Genomic DNA, 17,537 nt, shown 5'->3' on the forward strand with positions numbered 1-17,537 from the left:
TCCTTGTGCCAATCAGGACTGAGAGGGTGCTCCGTCCTGAACGGGTCGGCATTGTGGGCGCGGGTGTTGAGCGAAGAGGGCCGGGACCGGTTCTGCACCGGCAGAAGCCGAGTCATCTTCTGATGACCATCGCGCACGGTACGAATCTCAGATCTCCTCGGTGAACATGTCCACCCAGATCTCGAACGGCGGGGAACCCGGCCATTCGCGACGATCGCGGGCGGGCGTCTCGGGGGAGAGCAGGAGAAGCGAATAATCCCGGCCGGACTCGTCGCGGAAGGAGGCCGCCGGCCCATCCCAGCGGCAGCACGACCGTTGCAGACGTATCAGCCCAACTGCCTCAACCAGATAATCCTCCACTGCCGCAGCGTCCTTGCTCGGCACCCGATAGCGCGCGTGCAGAGGTTTGCCCTGCCGCCCGGGGTCGGAGATGCAGTCGACGAACTCGGCCTGTGGGGGCTTCTTTCCGGTCGCCGCGAGGAAATCCCCGCATCCGGGTACAGCCTGAGCCTGCACGGCAGCCCGTGTCGGCGCATCGGGCGGGGCAGCCGGCGCACATGCCTGCACCGCGGTGGCAAAGAGTGGCGCCATCCACTTCACTTGCGCACCTCGATCGTGCCGATCCGCTTGCCGCTCGAACCCGGCACGCGACGTGAAATCAGATATTGATAAAGCGCCGTCCAGCGTTCGAGCTGGTGCACCGTCACGCACCCTTCCGAGAGGTGGCCGACATGGATGTAGCGGCTGCTGTTCGCCGTCGATCCCATCAGTCCGATCGGAAACCAAACATCGTTTCCGACCATCCCCGGCGTCGCCTGGACATAGCCCTCGGTGGAGATGTTCTTGTGCGAGTAATCGGGCCCCAGGATCGTGTGCTTCCCGGGGGTGATCGGCTGGTAGCTGCTGTTCCAGATGCTGTTGAGCGTCACCCGCGCCGTCTGCATACCGAAGCTGAGCGTCGCCCACTGCTGCACTCGTCTGCCCTGGAACGGCGAAGTCTCTTCGGCCTTGCCATTATACTGCACGACGAGCGCCGCCGCACCGCCGGGCCCCGTATCGGAGAGGTATCTGGCCGCGTTCGCGTCGGCGAGGGACGCCTCCTCACCTACCGAGACAAAGCCGTCGGCAATGGTGAAATAGGTTCGCCCGCCGCTTTGGCGCAGCTTGGTCACGCGCGTATACTCGCATAGCGAAGCGAGCGTGTTGCTGCGGGTAAGCCGGACCGAAAGCCAGCCGGAGGCATCGGCGCGTCGCGTAAATTTGTCCGCCAAACGACGTGCCTCTCTCTTTTGTTCGTGACGGAAGTATACAGAGGATTAGTGATACGCAACGTCGCGGCCGGGCTCCGCCCGGAAGGCGGCGAAGCCGTCGGCGAACGGGCGGTTCATGGCGCTGCCGCCATGGCGTGCGCCGGCACTGGGCAGCGGCAGCGACGGGGGCGGCGGGGCGAGCCAATCAAGCTGCCATCGCGGACCGCGCGACGCGAAGGACGCGACATGGCCGGCGTCTTCGACTTGTCCACGACCCATGCTCTGGTGCGCTGCTAAGCGATCAGCCCTAACGAATTGCCGAAATTGTGGAGCAGGATGGGGAGGAGCAGGCTGCCGGTTCGCAGGCGCAGCCAGACGGCGATGAATGCGGGGAGCGCCGTCAGCGCCATCGTCAGCGCATCGAAGGAGAAGTGGCCGTTGGAGAAACCGAAGGCATGCGCCATGCCGAACAGGAAGCAGGACAGGACGGCGCCCCAGCCCCAGTCGACGCCCAGCAGCCGCTTGCGGCCGGTGAACGCCCGATCGAGGGCGAGCAACAGGATGCCGCGGGAAAAGGGCTCCTCCTCCAGGCCGGGCATCGTCAATTGGAATGCGGTCTCTTCGCCGTCCGGCTTGCCGCCTGGGAAGGCGACCGCGATAATGACGAAGAAGGCGCAATATAAAGCGGCGACCGGCAGCGCGGCTCTCAGGCTGCCGGGCTCCTGCGAAATCGTGAGACCGGAGCGGCTCCAGCCGAACCCCGGCAAGGCGCCGATCGCGAGCGTGGCGGCGAGCGCGAGCAGCTTCCCCTGCCAGTTCCACGTGCCTCCGATCAGATCGGGCAGCAATCCGTAGAGGCGGGTCAGAAGTGCATCGTTGACCGCCACCAGCAGCGCCGCGATCATCAGCCAGTGCGGCACGAAGCGGCTGCGATCCTGATACCCTATTGCCGATCCCAGCATGAGCAGAAGCACCACTGTTGCCGCCGCCCCGATCACTCCGTTCATGCGTCCATCCCCCTATCGGCCGGGGAAGATTCTACCCTCCGGAAAGCGGCGGGCCTCCTCAGAACATGGCCATTCGCGTCTCAAAACGCGGCTTTGCCGGCTCGTGCCGTCCTCCTGCCGAACGGCGGCTCGATACGCGCCCGGCGCACATCCCTGAATCGACCGGAAGGCCCGGTTGAAGCTGGCGAGCGAGGCAAAGCCGCTGTCGAGCGCAACGCCAATGAGCTTGTCTTGTGAACGCCCCGGATCCTCCAGCAACCGGCATGCTTCAGCGATGCGATGGTGGTTCAGGAAGATGCGGAAATGATCGTAGCCGAGGTCGTGAATGATCAAGGCGCGCACGGCGCGTTCCGGCGCACCCATGCGCTCGACAAAGCCTGCGAAATCAAGCTCGGGATCAAGGAAGATGCGGTCCGTCTCCATCAGCGTGGACAAGCGGCGATGCAGCCTGTCGTCAGGCTGTCGCCCGGACTGCAAAACCGGCTCTGCTGCCCGACGCTGCGCGTCCGCGACACCGAAGGTGAGGGCGTCGGGCTGAAAGGTCAGCAGCCTCCCGGCGAGCCACAGGCCAAAGCCGAGCACCATTGCATTCTGGGTCATGGCGAAAGCCAGCGGGCGCCAGGCGAAGCCGAACAGCGCGTCGGCGCTCAGATCGATGAACAGCATTCCGCCGAGCAGGATCGCGACCATGATCCGCGCATCGTGGCGCCACTGGACCAGATCGCCCCTACGTTCGGCGACGAGGCGCCAGACCATGTCGCCGACGATCGCGAAACCCAGCGGGACCAGCAGGTGCGACAAACCCTTGCCGGCAAACACTTCGCCGGCGAGTCCGCGATCCAGGGCGGCGATGGCGGACCAGAGCAGGCCTATGCCGAGTTCCTTGCCACGCACCCTGAACCGGTTGTCGAAGCAGGAGAGGCAGAACCACCACAGGAAAATGACCGTGAACCCGCCGGTAATGTGGGCGAGATCGCCGGCGATCCCGCCAGGGCGCAGCGACGCCAGCGGTGTGTTGCCGACGACGAAGCCGGAGAGACACAGCGCGAGGAGCGGAAACAGAGATGCAGGCAAGCCCATTCGCCGTCGATCGCGGAGAAGAAGCCACGCCAGCAGCAGGAGGGTCGCGACGGCTCCGGCCCGCACCATGGCATCGATTTGTGCGAGGTTCATCCGACGAGCATCGGAGAGAGCGAAGGTGCAGGCGTTCGCCTGCGATGCGAGCGGCCGTGGCGGCGTTCGTGATCGTAGTGCCGGTCAGGCGAGGCGACATTGGCGGTCCGCACGGTGGCACCGTTCGGATCGGGGGCGCCGCGGAGGAGCGGTTTGTCGATCAATGATCGGCCCCGCTCGGCAGGCGGTGGAGCCAGCGCACGACTGCGGCCGCGAGCGTCACCCGCTTGTCGGCGAAGGAATGGTCCGTCTGGAGTTCCACGGCGGTGACCGGGCTGCCGTTCTGGCGCCGGAGGGTGTCGGCGAAGGCCTTGTTCGGGTCGGCGCCGCCGAAGGTCGCGTAGACCGACAAAGTCGGGTGTGTCGCCAGCCTCGGCGCGAGCGCCCCGAGCGACCAAGTGCGTCCGCGGCGGGCGAGTTCGTCGACGAGGTCGGCGGCGGTGATCGGGCCGAGACTGTGGCCGATGTCGTCAAAGGCCCCGACCAGCTCGGCGCGGGCCGCGTCGGCGCCGGTGCGCAGCCGCTCGGCATCGCGGGCGATGTCCCAGGCGTCGAGGAGGATCAGACCGGCGAGCGGGACGGGGTCGCCGACGAAGCCCGGACGGGGGCTACGGTCGCCGCGCGCGGCGTCGTTGGCGGCAGCCCAAGCGGCGGCGAATCCGCCCATCGAGTGGCCGGCGAGGACAAGGCGGGAGGGGTCGACGGCGTAGCGCCGAGCCGTTTCCGGCGCGCGCAGAAAGGCGAGCGCGACCTGCGCGTCCTCGAGCGCATTCTGGATCGAGAAAGTGCCTTCGCTGCCCCAGGCGCCGCGATAGGTGAAGGTGAGCACGTTCCAGCCGGCGCGGCGGACCGCCTGGGCGAGATCGAGATTGCGCTCGTTGCCGGGCAGGCCGTGGAGGAGGAGCATGGTCGGCTTGGGCCCGGCGCCGCTCGCCAGCAGGAAGAGCGCGTTCATCTCAGAACCGCGGGAGGCGATGACGAGCTGGCGATTGGCGGCGGGATGGGCGGCATCGCGCGGCGGATCGACGGTTGCGGCATCGAAATGGGGCGGCCGCGGTACGTTGGCGGTACCGCGCAGCGGCGGCGTGGCCGGGCCGCCGCCGGTCAGCAGCGGGGCGCCGCGCTCGAAATCGAGCACATAAGGCAAGGCCGGGATCGCGGAGCGCTGGGCGGGCGCGGCGCTGGTGAGGCCGGCCAGCATGACAATGGCGGCGATATTGCGGTTCTTCATCATGTTCCCCCCGGACGGCGCGCGCAGGGTAGCACGTCATGACGTCATGGCCAGAGCGTAGCGGTGACTGGCGCGGGCGATCCATATGCTCACCCCAATGGGCAGGGGGTGCCGCAACGGGACCATAGCGACCATGAGTGCCGCGGGCTTGGCGGTCGCTGACCTTGCCCCTGGTTCCGGGGTCGTGCGCGACGCTCCGGCCGTCGCATTGCTCACAGATCGGAAACCCGTCTCCCTTTCCGGCGCGATGCGTTACCATCGCCGCGCCCGGAAGAGGCGGAGAGGACAGGGAATGAAGGCGTTTCAACACATGAAGGCACTTGCGGCGCTGCTGGCGCTGTGCGGGTTCGGGCAGGCCGCGGCGGCACCCGCCGACACGCCCGCGCCCTCGCAGTTCAGGCGCGGGGTCAACATCATCGGATACGATCCGATCTGGAAGGATCCGGCCAAGGCGCGGTTCCAGGAGAAGCATTTCGCGGAGATCCGGCGCGGCGGCTTCGATTTCGTCCGCGTCAACCTGTTCGCGTTCGAGCATATGGACGCGCGTAATCGTCTCGATCCGAAGTGGCTGGAGCGGCTCGACTGGGTGGTGCGCGAGGCCGGGGAGGCCGGGCTCGGCGTGATCCTGGACGAACATGATTTCGATGCCTGCGCCAAGGATCTGCCGGCCTGCAAGGTGAAGCTTCCGGCTTTCTGGCGGCAGGTGGCGCCGCGCTACCGCCGGGCGCCGGCGAGCGTCGCCTTCGAATTGTTGAACGAGCCTTATGGTCCGCTCGATGCCGATACCTGGAACGCGATGTCGGCGGAGCTGCTCGGCATCGTCCGCGCGACCAACCCGACCCGCACGGTGATCATCGGCCCGACTCAGTGGAACAATTTCGGCCAGCTCAAGACGCTGAACCTGCCCGAGGCGGACCGCAACATCCTCGTCACCTTCCATTATTACGAGCCGTTCCGCTTCACCCATCAGGGGGCAAGCTGGGCCGGCGACATGAAGGACGTGAAGGGCGTTCAATGGAGCGAGGAGGGGCGGCTGCAGGCGCGGCGCGATTTCGCAACGGTCGCCGCCTGGGCGAAGGCGAACCGGCGGCCCGTGCTGCTCGGCGAGTTCGGCGCCTACGACATGTCCGGCACGCCGATCGACCAGCGAATCGCCTACACCAGGGCGATCCGCGAGGAAGCGGAAGCGGCCGGAATCCCCTGGGCCTATTGGCAGTTCGATTCGAACTTCCTGGCGTGGGACATGAAGAAGGATGGCTGGGTCGAGCCGATCCGCGCGGCGCTCATCGGGGAATAACCATGCCATCAAAGTGGTACTTTGATGAGGACACGGAAGTGGCGTGGGAAACGCGGTTCGGCAGGGCCGTTCGACAGCCGCTTGTTCCCCTCCGTTCCAGGGAGGGGCCAGGGGGGGTGCGCGGCGCAGCCGCGCCTCTGGCGGCGGCGTGGTGAGGCGTTCCTGACCCCATCGAGGGCCAGGAACGCACCCACCCCCAGGGCCCTCCCTGGGAGGAGGGGAGTGATTGCGGGTGCATCCCGGCACCGCCGGTGCTGACTCCGACTCCCCCTCTTTCCGACCTCTCCCCTGAAGGGGAGAGACGCTGAGGGGGCGAGGGCGTGCGCATATCCGCAAGCCCTGCTACGCTCCGTCCGATGAACGAGACCGACTCCCTGTTCGAGGACACGCCGCAGATCGGGTCGGCGGATCGGTTGACGCTCGATCTCGACGGGTGGGAGGGGCCGCTCGATCTGCTGCTTACCCTGGCCCGGTCGCAGAAGGTGGATCTTGCCAAGATCTCGATCCTCGCGCTGGTCGAGCAATATCTGGCGTTCATCGCCGACGCCAAGAAGTTGAAGCTGGAGATCGCCGCCGATTATCTGGTGATGGCGGCGTGGCTCGCCTACCTCAAATCATGCCTGCTGCTGCCAAAGGATCCAGAGCAGGATCCGTCGCCGGAGGAGCTGGCGATGCGGCTCCAGCTGCGGCTGCAACGGTTGAGCGCGATGCGCGAGGCCGGGGCGCGGCTGATGGCGCGGGATCGGCTCGGCCGCGACGTGTTCCTGCGCGGCGCGCCCGAAGGGCTGCGGGTGATCAGGAAGGCGCAGTGGCAGGTCGATCTCTACGATCTGATCTCCGCCTATGGCGCGATGCGGGCGCGCAACGTGCCGGCGGTCCATGTCGTCGGGCGGCGGCCGGTGATGACCCTGGACGAGGCGCTGACGCGAGTCGAGCGAATGCTCGGCATTAACGTCGAGTGGACGCGGCTCGAGGCGTTCCTGCCGGAGACGCAGGATGGCGAATATCGCAAATCGGCGCTCGCCTCGTCCTTCGTCGCGGCGCTCGAGCTCGCCAAGCGCGGCAAGCTCGAGATCGAGCAGCAGGATGCGTTCGCGCCGCTTTACGTGCGCTCCGCATGAGCAGCGGCGGCTCGAGCGCAGGCGACCATGGTGGAAGCAGGGGGCTGTTCGCCGAACTGCCCGACGATCTGCGCGCCATCGAAGCCGTGCTGTTCGCGGCCGCCGAGCCGATGAGTGTCGACGATATCTCGGAGCATGTCGGCGCCGGGATCGACGTCAAGGCAGCGCTCGCGGTGCTGGAAGCGCATTATGCCGGTCGCGGCATCAATCTCGTCGCACGCGCGAAGCGCTGGCATTTCCAGACCGCCGCCGACATGGCCCATCTTCTCCGGCGCGAGCGTGACGAAAGCCGCAAGCTCTCCCGCGCCGCCGTCGAGACCCTTGCGATCATCGCCTATCACGAGCCGGTCAGCCGCGCCGAGATCGAGGCGATCCGCGGAGTCCAGATCTCCAAGGGGACATTGGACGTGCTGATGGAGGCGGGCTGGGTGCGTCCTGCCGGACGCCGCGAGGTGCCGGGTCGGCCGCTGACCTACGCCACCACCGCCGACTTCCTCGCCCATTTCGGCCTGGAGAGCCGCCGCGATCTGCCCGGAATCGACGATCTGAGGGCTGCCGGCTTGCTCGACCCGATCGACGCGGCGATGGAGCAACTGGTGCTGGAGACCGGGCCGGAAGGCGATTGACGCCGCGCCCCCTCCGCCCCCGCGCACGAGCGCCGCTCGGCGCGAAACGCTTTGCGCTGCGGCGAACAGGGGCTACAGGCGGGGCGCGGGTGGACCGGCGTCAGGGCCTGATCATCTTGGGTAGGAGCGCTTAGCTCCAAGACGAGGTGTCGATCAGGCTCGAAACCAGTGTCGAGAGCATGATTCGCGTATGAGGCTGATCCAGCCTGACACGATCATGCTCCGGGTCCGTCGGAGGCAGGGAAGATGGACCGTTGAGCCGGGCCGCTTCGATCCCTATCTTGAATGCACGGTTTTCGGAGACGTCCCATGGGTGGTTTGAGCATCTGGCATTGGCTGATCGTCGGGATCATCATCCTGCTGCTGTTCGGCAAGGGCCGCTTCTCCGACATGATGGGCGACGTCGCCAAGGGGCTGAAGAGCTTCAAGAAGGGCATGTCGGAGGATGACGACGCGGCCCGGACGCCGCCGCCCGCCGCCGGCCCGCCGCCGCGGCTTCGCGACGACACGCTGGAAGTGCCCGCCGATCGCACCCGCGACCTGGACGGCACTTCGACCCGCCGCGAGCCCTGATCTCAAAGCCGGCGCGGCATGTTCGATATCGGCTATTCGGAGCTGCTGGTCGTTGCGATCGTAGCTCTGATCGTGATCGGCCCCAAGGATCTGCCGCGGGTGATGCGCACCGTCGGCCAGTGGGTCGGCCGCGCGCGCGGCATGGCGCGCCATTTCCGCTCCGGAATCGACACGATGATCCGCGAGTCCGAGCTCGAGGAAATGGAGAAGAAGTGGCGCGAGGAAAATGAGCGGATCATGCGCGAGCATCCGCTCGGCACCAGCTGGGACGATCCGCCCGCGCTTCCCGCACCGCCGCCGAGCACCGCTCCGGCCGCGGCGTGGGTTCCGGATGAAGGCGACGACCAGGGCGAGCGTGGGGTGACCGCGTCCGATGCGGCCGATGTCGCTCCGGTCGCTTCCGATCCTCTCGCTGAGATGCTGCCGAGCGTGCCGGTGCCGGCGCCAACGCCCGCGACCCCGTCGCTCACCAAGGACGCTGCCGCCACGGCGGAGCCGCCCCGGCCCGAGGCCGGCCAATATAGCTTCCTGCCGGATCCGTCGCCGCGGAGCGACGGTCCGCAGGATGGCAACGCGCGGCGGGAATTGCCGTGATCCGCGACATCGACAACAGCCGCGCGCCGCTGATGGAGCATCTGATCGAGCTGCGGCGCCGCCTGATCTGGTCGTTCGCTGCGCTCGGCGTCGCGTTCGCGGGCTGCTTCTACTTCGCCGACAAGATCCTCTCGTTTCTCGCTCAGCCGCTGGTCAAGGCGTTCGGCGCCGGACAGGGCAAGCTCATCTACACCAAGCTGTACGAGGCCTTCTTCACGGAAGTCCGCGTCGCCCTGTTCGCCGCCTTCTTCATCGCTTTCCCGATCATCGCGATGCAGATCTGGCTGTTCGTGGCGCCGGGTCTCTACGCCAAGGAAAAGAGGGCGTTCCTGCCCTTCCTGGTCGCCACGCCGATCCTGTTTCTCGCGGGCGGTGCGCTCGCTTATTATGTGGTGATGCCGACGGCATTCCGCTTCTTCCTGAAATATCAGGGGAATCTCGGCGGGATCGAGCAGGAGGCGCTGCCTGCGATCGGCGAATATCTTTCGATGGTGATGCAGTTCATCTTCGCCTTCGGAGTCGCCTTCCTGCTGCCGATCCTGCTGATGCTGCTGGAGCGCGCCGGCATCGTCACCCGCACCCAGCTGGTCGAGGGCCGCCGCTACGCCATCCTCATCGCCTTCGTCATCGCCGCCGTGGCGACGCCGCCGGACGTCGTCTCCCAGTTCATGCTCGCGATTCCACTGTGGCTGCTCTACGAAGCCTCGCTGATCGCGATCTGGTTCACCGAACGCCGCCGCGCGAAAGACGCAGGCTCGGCCGTCGAGGCGCAGACGACGGAAACGGGGACTCAGGCTTAGCCCGGTCCCGCGCTCCCAAATTCAAAGCCTTGTTGTCGCGATATCACGGCCGGAACGGCCCCACCCCTCGTTCGTCGAACTGATCCCGAGCATGATCCTGTGCTATCCTCCCTGTCAGCCGCGAGGCTGATGGGACGGGGATGATCAGCCCCGCCATGCCCGCGGCATGGCGGGCCTGATCATCGAAGCTGGTGAAGAGGCTCACGGAGGTGTCACCGGCACCGACGCAGGGTGAACGGGTGCCGGCGCTTATTGCAGGCGCACCTTCACGACGTTGCCGCGGTCGCTGGTAATGGCGCGGGTTTCGCCGCGGCGGAGGGGCGTGGCGTAGGGCCAGCATTCGCGGAAATTGCCGGCCCAGGTGAAGCAAAGCCGCTGTTTCTCCATCGCCCATCGGCCGGAGACGTCGCGGCCTCCGAAGCTGGCACGGACTCCGCCGCCGCCGTCGAAACTCAGGGTCGAGACCTGGCCGTTGGCGGCGGTGACCTGCATCGTCCGCCCGGCGACGGACGCGGCGCTCTGCGGCCGATCGCCGCCGCCGCCCGCGCAGCCGGCGAGCCCGATGGTGAGGCCGAGGCCGAGCGCAATGATCCTGTTCACGTGCGAGTTCCTCCTGTCGTACCGAACGCGAAGCGAGCCGCGCAGTTCACCGACCGTTTGCGGCGCGTTCGCGAGAGCATTGCCACAGGATTGGCGGCGCTGTCGCCCAAATCGGCGTTCCAGGCCCATCCTCCCGTGCGTGCCGTCGCATTCCTGCGGCGTACGCAATCTCCCCTACCGCGTTCCCACGGCATGTTAAACCCGGTGGGACATCAGGGATCAGGATTGGGCCTGCCGCAGGGGAAGCGGTGAAGGGGAAGAATGTGCTGAAACGGGTGTCTGCTTCTGTGTGGCGCGCGTTCGATCTGGTCGGAACCGACCAGGCGAGCGAACGCGCGCTGCTGCGTGAGCAGTTCCGGACGCTCGCCGCGCAGATCCCGTTCATGTATGCGCTGATGTTCGTCGATGCCTGCTTCCTCAGCTTCGCGATGTACCGCGACGTATCGTCGATCCAAAGCCTGGGCGTGCCCGCAATCCTGTGCTTCGCGGCGATGGTGCGGACGCTGCTGTGGCTGCGGCGCGGACGCGAAGACATGTCTCCCGAGAAGATCCGAAGCTATCTCAAGGTCACCTTGATCACGTCGGCGGTGCTCAGCTTCGGCTTCGGCGGCTGGGGCATGCTGCTGTTCGAGGATGCCGATCTCGCCGAACGCACCTGCATCGCGCTCTACATCTTCATCGGCGCGACCAGCTGCGCCTATTGCCTCCAATGCCTGCCCGGGTCGGCGCGCTTCGTCCTGCTTTGCGGCGCGGCGCCGATGACGGTGCGCCTGCTGCTGTCCAACCAATGGCTGCTGATCGGCCTCGGCGTGGATCTGCTTGTCGTGATGGCCCTGATCCTGCGAATGCTCAGCACCAATTATGGCGGATTCCTGGAGGTCATCTCGTCGCGCTCGGAGATTCTCGCCGAGCGCGAGCGCGCACGCGACGCCGAGCAGCGTGCCCACCAGTTGGCCTATCATGATCCGCTCACCGGATTGCCGAACCGGCGGGCGCTCAGCGACCTGCTCGAAGGAGCGATGGCGGCCACGGCGGATGCGAAGTCGTTCGGTTTGCTGATCGTCGATCTCGATCGCTTCAAGAGCATCAACGACGTTCACGGCCATCTTGCCGGCGACCAGCTGCTGCGCGAAGTGGCGGGTCGGCTGAGCGACCTGACCGGCGATCAGGCGCGCGCGTTCCGGCTCGGCGGCGACGAATTCGCGATCGTCGTCGACATCGCGGGGGAGGACGCGGACGCGCCCCGGCGGATCGCTCGCCGGATCGTCCGGGGAATGAGCGAGCCGTTCGCGATCGGCGGTTTCGTCCACCATATCGGCGCCAGTATCGGCATCTCGCTCTTCCCCGCCGACGCGGCGGACCGCGAGACATTGATGCGCCGAGCCGACATCGCGCTCTATCGGGCGAAGGAAGGCGGCCGCTGCCAGCATCGCTGCTTCGAGCCGCTGATGGACGCCGAGATCAAGCGGCGGTCGGTGATCGAGCGCGAGCTGCGCGAGACGATGCTCGCCGACGGCTTCCGGCCCTACTACCAGCCGCTGGTCGAGCTCGCGAGCGGGCGGATCGTCGGTTTCGAGATGCTGGCGCGCTGGCCCCGCGCCGACGGGGTCGAAATCGGCCCCGACCAGTTCATCCCGATCGCCGAGGAAAGCGGCCTGATCAACGAGCTGATGCTGCAACTGCTCGATCGCGGTTGCCGCGAGGCGCTCGAATGGGATGCGGCGCTGAGCATCGAGATCAACATCTCGCCAGTTCAGCTCAAGGACCCCTGGCTTGCCGAGAAGATCCTGGCGACCCTGACCCGGCTCAACTTCCCACCGCAACGCCTGGGCATCGAGATCACCGAGAACGCGCTGATCGTCGATGCCGACAATGCGCGCCGAACGATCGAATCGCTGAAGAACCAGGGGATGAAGGTCGCGCTCGACGATTTCGGGACCGGTTATTCGTCGCTGCAGCACCTTCGAATGCTGCCTTTCGACAAGATCAAGATCGACCGCTCGTTCGTGCACGCACTCGATAGCGACGGCGATTCGCTGAAGATCGTCCGGGCGATCACCAGCCTTGCCAGCAGCCTCGACCTGCCGGTCGTCGCCGAAGGGATCGAGTGCGAGGCGGCCGTGCAGCAGCTTGGCGCGCTCGGCTGTGCTTTTGGCCAGGGCTTTCATCTCGGACGGCCGCTGTCCATCGAGCAGGTGCGGGATTTGCTCCGCGGCTGCGGCGATGGACCCGCGCGGATTTCCGCCGCGCGCTAAGGCGGAATCGGCACCAGGCGCGAAAAAAAAGGGCTGCCCGAGGGCAGCCCTTCTCGAAACCGGAAATCCGTTCTCAGATTTCTTTGTCGCCGGCCTCGCCGACCGACTTGATGTCCTCGCCGGCACCCTTGACGGTGTTGCAGGCACCAAGCGCAAGGCTGGTGGTCACGGCGAAAAGGCAAAGAAGCTTACGAACCATGTCACGTCTCCTGGGGCTGCCAAAGCGCGTTGGGTGCGTCCGGCTTGCTGGTGTGCCTTAAAAGCCCGACCAAAACGGATGGTTCCTTGCGCTGCGGTGACGCCGCCCGTCCCAGCAGAGCCCGCTTGCTGCGGGGCATGGGCCTGCCCCGGATAAGCCTTTGGTGCCGCACGCTTCTCGCCAGAGCCCGGTCGCAGCAACATCGCTTCATGTCCATCGCACGCCCAAACGAAAAGCCGCCCCGAATTGGAGCGGCTCAGATGAAGCTTTCTGGAATGTGTTGAGCCCGGAGGCGCCACCGGGGGGGGGGGAGGTTGGCGCGTCCGGGCTCATGTTCTGGATAGCGAGAGCGGGGGGGCAAAAGGTCACTATCCGAAGTGCTCAACGACGAAGCAGTGCCCCGGTTCCGCACAGAATGAAAAAAAACGTTAGCCGCCGAACTTTTTAGGAAACCCCCGATCGGGTCCGCCAGTTCACCGGACAATCACAGAGAGGTTAGAGGTCAGACCGCCGGTGCGACCCGCCTCCGACAAGGAGAATATCCGTGGCTCAGCCGCCCAAATCGACCCCTCACAGCGACATGACCGGCGTGCATCGGGACGAGAAGCGAAACGTCGACAGCGCGATCGAGGCCGGTCAGGATTCCGGCACCGTTGCCGACGCCAAGAAGGAGAATGCCGCGCGTCCCGAGTCGAACGACGACGATCCGGGATTGGACGAGCGCAGCCGCTGAGCGGCACCGTCTGCAGCAGCGGGCGCATTATTCGGACTGCGGCGCGATCGTCAGCCGCGATCAGCCTTGTCGACTACGGTGATGGCCAGCGCGTAGCGGCCGATGTCCGTGTTCCGGTCGATCGAGGTCCGCAGCTGACGGGACAATCCGGTGACGATCCGCTCAAAGCGATCTGTGACCTTCTCGTCGCAGTCCATCTGCCCGCGAAGGCTGTCGGATTCGAGGACGAGCTGCGCGGTCGAGAGCGCCGCCCCTTCGCCAGTCAGCGAAATTTGAACCGACGCGGCGCCGCAGAACATCGCGAACTCGACCGCCTCAGTAACCAGGAAGGCTACCGAGACCGCTACGTCCTGGGTCGCGTAATAAGGTTCGAGATCGACCCTGATCGTCATGTTCGCAGCCGAAGCCGGGGCGGTCGCGCGGAGATTGGCGGCAAGCTCCGACACCAGCGGCTTCAGCGCGACTCCGCGATTTTCTTCGAGCTCGGCATAATGGTTGCGGTGCACGACCGCGAGCGCGTCGACCCGCCGCTGGATCGAGGCATAGGCCGCGGCGGCGGCCTCGTTCGACGACCCTCGCGAATGGATGTTGAGCAACGATGCGACGACCTGAAGGTTGTTCTTCACCCGATGATGGACCTCGCGGACCAGGCGGGTCTGCCGTTCGACCGCGGCTTCGAGCTCGGCTTCGTGGCGAGCGACGGTCTGCGCGACTCCTTCGAAGGCCAGCCCAAGCTCCCCGATCTCGCGCGCCGGCGACTTGACCCGCGGCAGGCCGAAATCGCGGTCGCCCGGCTGGTAGGCGGAGACGAGACGTTGCATGCGGCGGAGCGGACGCACCAGATAGCGGTCGACGACAAGCCAGCCGATTACCGACGCAGCGAGCCACATCAACACCGGCAACAGGATCGTGAGCGCTTCCAGGAAGGTGATCGGGACCGCGCTTGCGGCGAGATCCAGGCGGAGCTGCCGGTCGGCAACCGGGTGGCTGCCGTTGACCGTGCGGACGAAGGGCCCTTCCTCATATTCGTCGCGCAGCACCATCGTGCCGCCGCCGCCTTCCTGATTGAGCGTCAGATCGAAGGCGGCCGGAGTGCCGGGTATGTAGGTGAGCCGCGACAGCGTCTCGCGCGAATATTCGGCAACGCCCTCGAGCCTTCCTTTCTCGCCGAAGACGTACAATTGCAGCGCCTGCCCGTCCGGAGTGATCTCGGCGATGCTGTGCGCGCGCGGATTATCGCTGCCGCGTCGGACCGGGGCGAAGCCCGGGCTGGCACAGCGCGGCTGGACGGCATCGGCGAACAGGGCGTAGCGTCCGGGGAGCGGGCCATGTTCGAGCCGCTTCAGCGTGGACTCGCAGATGCGCGAATTCTGGGGCGTGAGCGCGATCGCTCCGCTTGCCGTGCCGATGGTGATGATCCCGCGCACCAGGGTGGCGTTGATCCGCTGCGCCTTGACCTCGAGCCGGCCCAGCGTCTGCTCGGTACGGTCCTGCGTCTTCTGCTGGGCGCTCTGAATCGAGGCCCAAATCGCGATGAGGCCGAGCGGAAGCAGGAAGGCACTGAGGATGAGCAGCATCTTCACGCCCGTCGACAGGCGCGCGAAGCGGTAGGAGAACCAGCTTTTCAGTGTCGTGATCACGATGTTCGGCCGCGCGTGCGGCGAGGCTCAGCCAAGCTTCCCCAGCAGATCCAGCAGATCCGGCGGGATGTCTTCGTTGATCGTCTGCTGATAGGCCGCACGCAATGCGTGGCCGACCTCGGGCGTGTTGGCACGTTTCTTTCGCGGTTTGGTCTCGTGGGCGCCCTGGCTATCCGGTGAAGACGCCGATTTGCGCCGGCGCTCGCCATCCTGTTCGTCTGCGAAAGTCAAAATCAATTACCCCTCACGGCCGGACGCCGCGCCCGCTGCCTAGATAAAAAGAGCATGCCCGAACAAGGGCCCATTCACAAAGTGTGTCGGGCGACTGGATCTGGCAAGCCCCGAACCGCGCGCGAGTTAATCGCGCACGATTGGCGTTGGAAACAAAAAACTCCGCCATTGGTTCCACCCCTTCAAGCGAGGCGGGCCAACGGCATTCTTATCATGCCGCCCCGCGCTCGTGCCTGTTCCGGGGCGGGGTTGCAAAGCACGTTGCACACTCTCAATACACCCCGGGGAATCGAATAGGAGTCGTAACGAATGTCGCTTGGTCAGGATCTCGCCCCCCACCTTCCGTTTCTGCGGCGCTATGCCCGCGCCCTGACGGGCAGCCAGGGCCATGGCGATGCATTCGTGCGTGCGACGCTCGAAGCGATCGTCGCCGCGCCGGGCGACTTTCCGCGGGATGTCGATCCGCGGCTCGGCCTTTATCGCACCTTTCACGCGATCTGGTCTTCGGCCAATATCGAAGAGGATCCGGGCGCAGGATCGGGCGCCGATCCGGAGAGCATCGCCCAGGCGCGGCTGGCCCGGATTACGCCGCTGTCCCGGCAGGCCTTGCTGCTCACCGCGATGGAAGGCTTTACTCCGGAAGATGCCGGCTATCTGATCGGCGCGCAGCCCGACGAGGTCGAGCGGCTGGTCGCCGAGGCGCTTGCGGAGATCGAGCGTCAGACCCGGGCCGAAGTCCTGATCATCGAGGACGAGCCGATCATTGCGATGGACATCGAAACCATCGTCCGCGATCTCGGTCACTCCGTCACCGGCGTCGCGGTGACCCGCGACGAAGCGGTCGCCCAGGCGATGGCGCGTCGCCCAGGCCTGGTTCTCGCCGATATCCAGCTTGCCGACGACAGCTCCGGAATCGACGCGGTGCGCGACATCCTGCAGGAATTCCAAGTGCCGGTGATCTTCATCACCGCCTTCCCGGAGCGGCTGCTCACCGGCGAGCGCCCGGAGCCGACCTTCCTGATCACCAAGCCTTTCCAGCGCTCGACCGTCAAGGCGGCGATCGCCCAAGCCTTGTTCTTCGATCAGGCGACGATCCCCGCCTGATCCAAATAGTCGCGGAACCCCCTCGTCCAGCAGGCGTTGCCTACCTGTAACGAATGGAACCGAGGGACTATGGACGAGGGTGAGCCGCACATCGATACGACACGAGCGCGGCAGGGTGCCACGCCGCACATGACGCGGTACATCCTGCCGATCTCCCTCGGTCTTGTCGTGATCCTCTTCGCGCTCCTGTTGTTTCTCTGGCGCTGAGCGCTTACCTTCTCAGCTTAAGGGAGGCGTGCATCTGCGCGCCTGAGCGGCATGACCGATTTCAGTTCATCCTATCATGACGGGGCCAGCTTGAGCCATCAGCCTGAATCAATCGACGAGGTGGAAGAAGTTCGGCCGGAGCCGGTTCCGCTTCCCGACAACGAGTTCAAGGACCAGCTTGCGCAGGTCATCCCGCATCTCCGCGCGTTCGGGCGGTCGCTGTCCGGAAGCCGCGATCTGGCGGACGATCTGGTGCAGGAAACGCTGCTCAAGGCATGGGCGGCGCGCAAGCGTTTCCAGGCCGGCACCAACATGCGCGCGTGGACCTTCATCATCCTCAGGAATCTGTTCCTCAGCCAGATGCGGCGCGCCCGCTTCAAGGGCGAGTGGGACGAGATCACCGCGTCCAAGATGCTCGCCGCACCGGCAAGCCAGGATCGCCATGTCGAGCTTGGAGACATGCAACGCGCGTTGCTCCATCTGCCCCAGCCGCAGCGAGAGGCGCTGATCCTGGTCGGCGCCGGCGGCTTTGCTTATGAGGAAGCGGCCGAGATTTGCGGGTGCGCGGTCGGAACGATCAAGAGCCGCGTCGCGCGCGGTCGCGTTGCGCTCGAGAATCTGCTCGCCGAGGGCAAGCTGCCGTCGCGGCGCGAGCATGAGACCGACGGCAATTCGGCGCTGCAGAGCATCATGAGCGAAGTCGACGACCTCAGCCGCGATCGTGATCTTTAAAGCGGCTTGAGCCGGGTTCGGCGGCCCCTGCGGCCGCCGCATTCTTTCCGCGCCGTGATCGCGCGCTCCGGCCCGGCCTTGTGCAAGGGCACCCGTCGCCCGATTGTCCATCGAGCGTTGACACCCTGGGCACCGCAAGGGGCATGGCCGGCTAGCGCTCGATC

Annotated in this window: 22 protein-coding genes; 12 read left to right on the top strand and 10 right to left on the bottom strand. The window is 66.1% G+C overall.

Annotation, left to right across the window (positions count from 1 at the left end):
- Positions 1-147 precede the first annotated feature (147 nt).
- From C7I55_RS16235 to C7I55_RS28910, 5 genes are read right to left on the bottom strand one after another with little or no spacing between them, the layout of a single operon-like run.
- Positions 148-591, bottom strand: coding sequence for a DUF4952 domain-containing protein (locus C7I55_RS16235; protein ID WP_106514063.1), 444 nt, complete (start codon positions 589-591; stop codon positions 148-150).
- A gap of 5 nt (positions 592-596) precedes the next feature.
- A complete protein-coding gene (locus C7I55_RS16240) occupies positions 597-1,271 on the bottom strand; it encodes a hypothetical protein (protein WP_106514064.1) in 675 nt (224 codons plus the stop codon).
- A 45-nt stretch (positions 1,272-1,316) separates the two neighbouring features.
- Positions 1,317-1,529: a hypothetical protein gene (locus C7I55_RS16245; protein WP_106514065.1), complete on the bottom strand. Its 213-nt coding sequence runs from the start codon at positions 1,527-1,529 to the stop codon at positions 1,317-1,319.
- A gap of 14 nt (positions 1,530-1,543) precedes the next feature.
- Positions 1,544-2,257 (bottom strand): CPBP family intramembrane glutamic endopeptidase, BDIM_20840 family, encoded by a 714-nt coding sequence (locus C7I55_RS16250; protein WP_106514066.1) that lies wholly within the window; start codon positions 2,255-2,257, stop codon positions 1,544-1,546.
- Between the two features lie 12 nt (positions 2,258-2,269).
- Complete coding sequence (locus C7I55_RS28910; protein WP_233222247.1) at positions 2,270-2,947, bottom strand: AraC family transcriptional regulator; 678 nt, start codon at positions 2,945-2,947, stop codon at positions 2,270-2,272.
- Positions 2,948-2,959: 12 nt separating this feature from the next.
- Between C7I55_RS28910 and C7I55_RS28915 the strand changes: the two genes are divergently transcribed.
- The gene (locus tag C7I55_RS28915) at positions 2,960-3,502 is read left to right on the top strand and encodes a hypothetical protein (protein ID WP_233222248.1); all 543 of its coding nucleotides are present in this window, start codon (positions 2,960-2,962) and stop codon (positions 3,500-3,502) included.
- A gap of 88 nt (positions 3,503-3,590) precedes the next feature.
- Here C7I55_RS28915 and C7I55_RS16260 read toward each other — a convergent pair whose 3' ends face one another.
- The gene (locus C7I55_RS16260; protein WP_106514068.1) at positions 3,591-4,664 is read right to left on the bottom strand and encodes an alpha/beta hydrolase; all 1,074 of its coding nucleotides are present in this window, start codon (positions 4,662-4,664) and stop codon (positions 3,591-3,593) included.
- 289 nt (positions 4,665-4,953) lie between these two features.
- Between C7I55_RS16260 and C7I55_RS16265 the strand changes: the two genes are divergently transcribed.
- From C7I55_RS16265 to tatC, 6 genes are all read left to right on the top strand, one after another.
- The gene (locus tag C7I55_RS16265) at positions 4,954-5,958 is read left to right on the top strand and encodes a glycoside hydrolase family 5 protein (RefSeq protein WP_233222249.1); all 1,005 of its coding nucleotides are present in this window, start codon (positions 4,954-4,956) and stop codon (positions 5,956-5,958) included.
- Between the two features lie 356 nt (positions 5,959-6,314).
- Positions 6,315-7,079 carry a segregation and condensation protein A gene (locus tag C7I55_RS16270; protein WP_106514070.1) on the top strand — a complete coding sequence of 255 codons (765 nt, stop codon included), beginning with the start codon at positions 6,315-6,317 and terminating at the stop codon, positions 7,077-7,079.
- Complete coding sequence (gene scpB / locus C7I55_RS16275) at positions 7,076-7,705, top strand: SMC-Scp complex subunit ScpB (RefSeq protein ID WP_106514071.1); 630 nt, start codon at positions 7,076-7,078, stop codon at positions 7,703-7,705. The genes C7I55_RS16270 and scpB overlap by 4 nt, the downstream gene beginning before the upstream one ends.
- Before the next feature lie 309 nt (positions 7,706-8,014).
- Positions 8,015-8,278 carry a twin-arginine translocase TatA/TatE family subunit gene (locus C7I55_RS16280; RefSeq protein ID WP_106514072.1) on the top strand — a complete coding sequence of 88 codons (264 nt, stop codon included), beginning with the start codon at positions 8,015-8,017 and terminating at the stop codon, positions 8,276-8,278.
- Between the two features lie 18 nt (positions 8,279-8,296).
- Complete coding sequence (gene tatB / locus C7I55_RS29490) at positions 8,297-8,872, top strand: Sec-independent protein translocase protein TatB (RefSeq protein ID WP_106514073.1); 576 nt, start codon at positions 8,297-8,299, stop codon at positions 8,870-8,872.
- A complete protein-coding gene (gene tatC, locus C7I55_RS16290) occupies positions 8,872-9,672 on the top strand; it encodes a twin-arginine translocase subunit TatC (protein ID WP_233222271.1) in 801 nt (266 codons plus the stop codon). The genes tatB and tatC overlap by 1 nt, the downstream gene beginning before the upstream one ends.
- Positions 9,673-9,921: 249 nt before the next feature.
- Here the strand turns inward: tatC and C7I55_RS16295 are convergent, their stop codons facing one another.
- Positions 9,922-10,272 carry a hypothetical protein gene (locus tag C7I55_RS16295; protein WP_106514075.1) on the bottom strand — a complete coding sequence of 117 codons (351 nt, stop codon included), beginning with the start codon at positions 10,270-10,272 and terminating at the stop codon, positions 9,922-9,924.
- 248 nt (positions 10,273-10,520) lie between these two features.
- Between C7I55_RS16295 and C7I55_RS16300 the strand changes: the two genes are divergently transcribed.
- Positions 10,521-12,527: a putative bifunctional diguanylate cyclase/phosphodiesterase gene (locus tag C7I55_RS16300; protein WP_233222250.1), complete on the top strand. Its 2,007-nt coding sequence runs from the start codon at positions 10,521-10,523 to the stop codon at positions 12,525-12,527.
- A 73-nt stretch (positions 12,528-12,600) separates the two neighbouring features.
- Here the strand turns inward: C7I55_RS16300 and C7I55_RS16305 are convergent, their stop codons facing one another.
- The gene (locus C7I55_RS16305) at positions 12,601-12,726 is read right to left on the bottom strand and encodes an entericidin A/B family lipoprotein (protein ID WP_106514076.1); all 126 of its coding nucleotides are present in this window, start codon (positions 12,724-12,726) and stop codon (positions 12,601-12,603) included.
- A 544-nt stretch (positions 12,727-13,270) separates the two neighbouring features.
- Between C7I55_RS16305 and C7I55_RS16310 the strand changes: the two genes are divergently transcribed.
- Entirely contained in the window at positions 13,271-13,459 is a 189-nt protein-coding gene (locus C7I55_RS16310; RefSeq protein ID WP_106514077.1) for a hypothetical protein, read from the top strand.
- A 50-nt stretch (positions 13,460-13,509) separates the two neighbouring features.
- Here the strand turns inward: C7I55_RS16310 and C7I55_RS16315 are convergent, their stop codons facing one another.
- A complete protein-coding gene (locus tag C7I55_RS16315; protein WP_106514078.1) occupies positions 13,510-15,099 on the bottom strand; it encodes a sensor histidine kinase in 1,590 nt (529 codons plus the stop codon).
- A 27-nt stretch (positions 15,100-15,126) separates the two neighbouring features.
- Complete coding sequence (locus C7I55_RS16320; protein WP_233222251.1) at positions 15,127-15,336, bottom strand: NepR family anti-sigma factor; 210 nt, start codon at positions 15,334-15,336, stop codon at positions 15,127-15,129.
- A gap of 303 nt (positions 15,337-15,639) precedes the next feature.
- Between C7I55_RS16320 and C7I55_RS16325 the strand changes: the two genes are divergently transcribed.
- The 3 genes from C7I55_RS16325 to C7I55_RS16330 all read left to right on the top strand — a co-directional run bounded on the left by C7I55_RS16325 (position 15,640) and on the right by C7I55_RS16330 (position 17,373).
- Entirely contained in the window at positions 15,640-16,434 is a 795-nt protein-coding gene (locus tag C7I55_RS16325) for a response regulator (RefSeq protein WP_106514079.1), read from the top strand.
- Positions 16,435-16,503: 69 nt separating this feature from the next.
- Positions 16,504-16,641: a hypothetical protein gene (locus C7I55_RS28530; RefSeq protein ID WP_199192854.1), complete on the top strand. Its 138-nt coding sequence runs from the start codon at positions 16,504-16,506 to the stop codon at positions 16,639-16,641.
- A gap of 51 nt (positions 16,642-16,692) precedes the next feature.
- Positions 16,693-17,373, top strand: coding sequence for a sigma-70 family RNA polymerase sigma factor (locus C7I55_RS16330; protein ID WP_233222252.1), 681 nt, complete (start codon positions 16,693-16,695; stop codon positions 17,371-17,373).
- The last annotated feature ends 164 nt before the right edge of the window (positions 17,374-17,537 follow it).

Origin of the sequence: Allosphingosinicella deserti (assembly GCF_003012735.1) — a bacterium.
In the GTDB taxonomy this organism is placed as follows: domain Bacteria; phylum Pseudomonadota; class Alphaproteobacteria; order Sphingomonadales; family Sphingomonadaceae; genus Allosphingosinicella; species Allosphingosinicella deserti.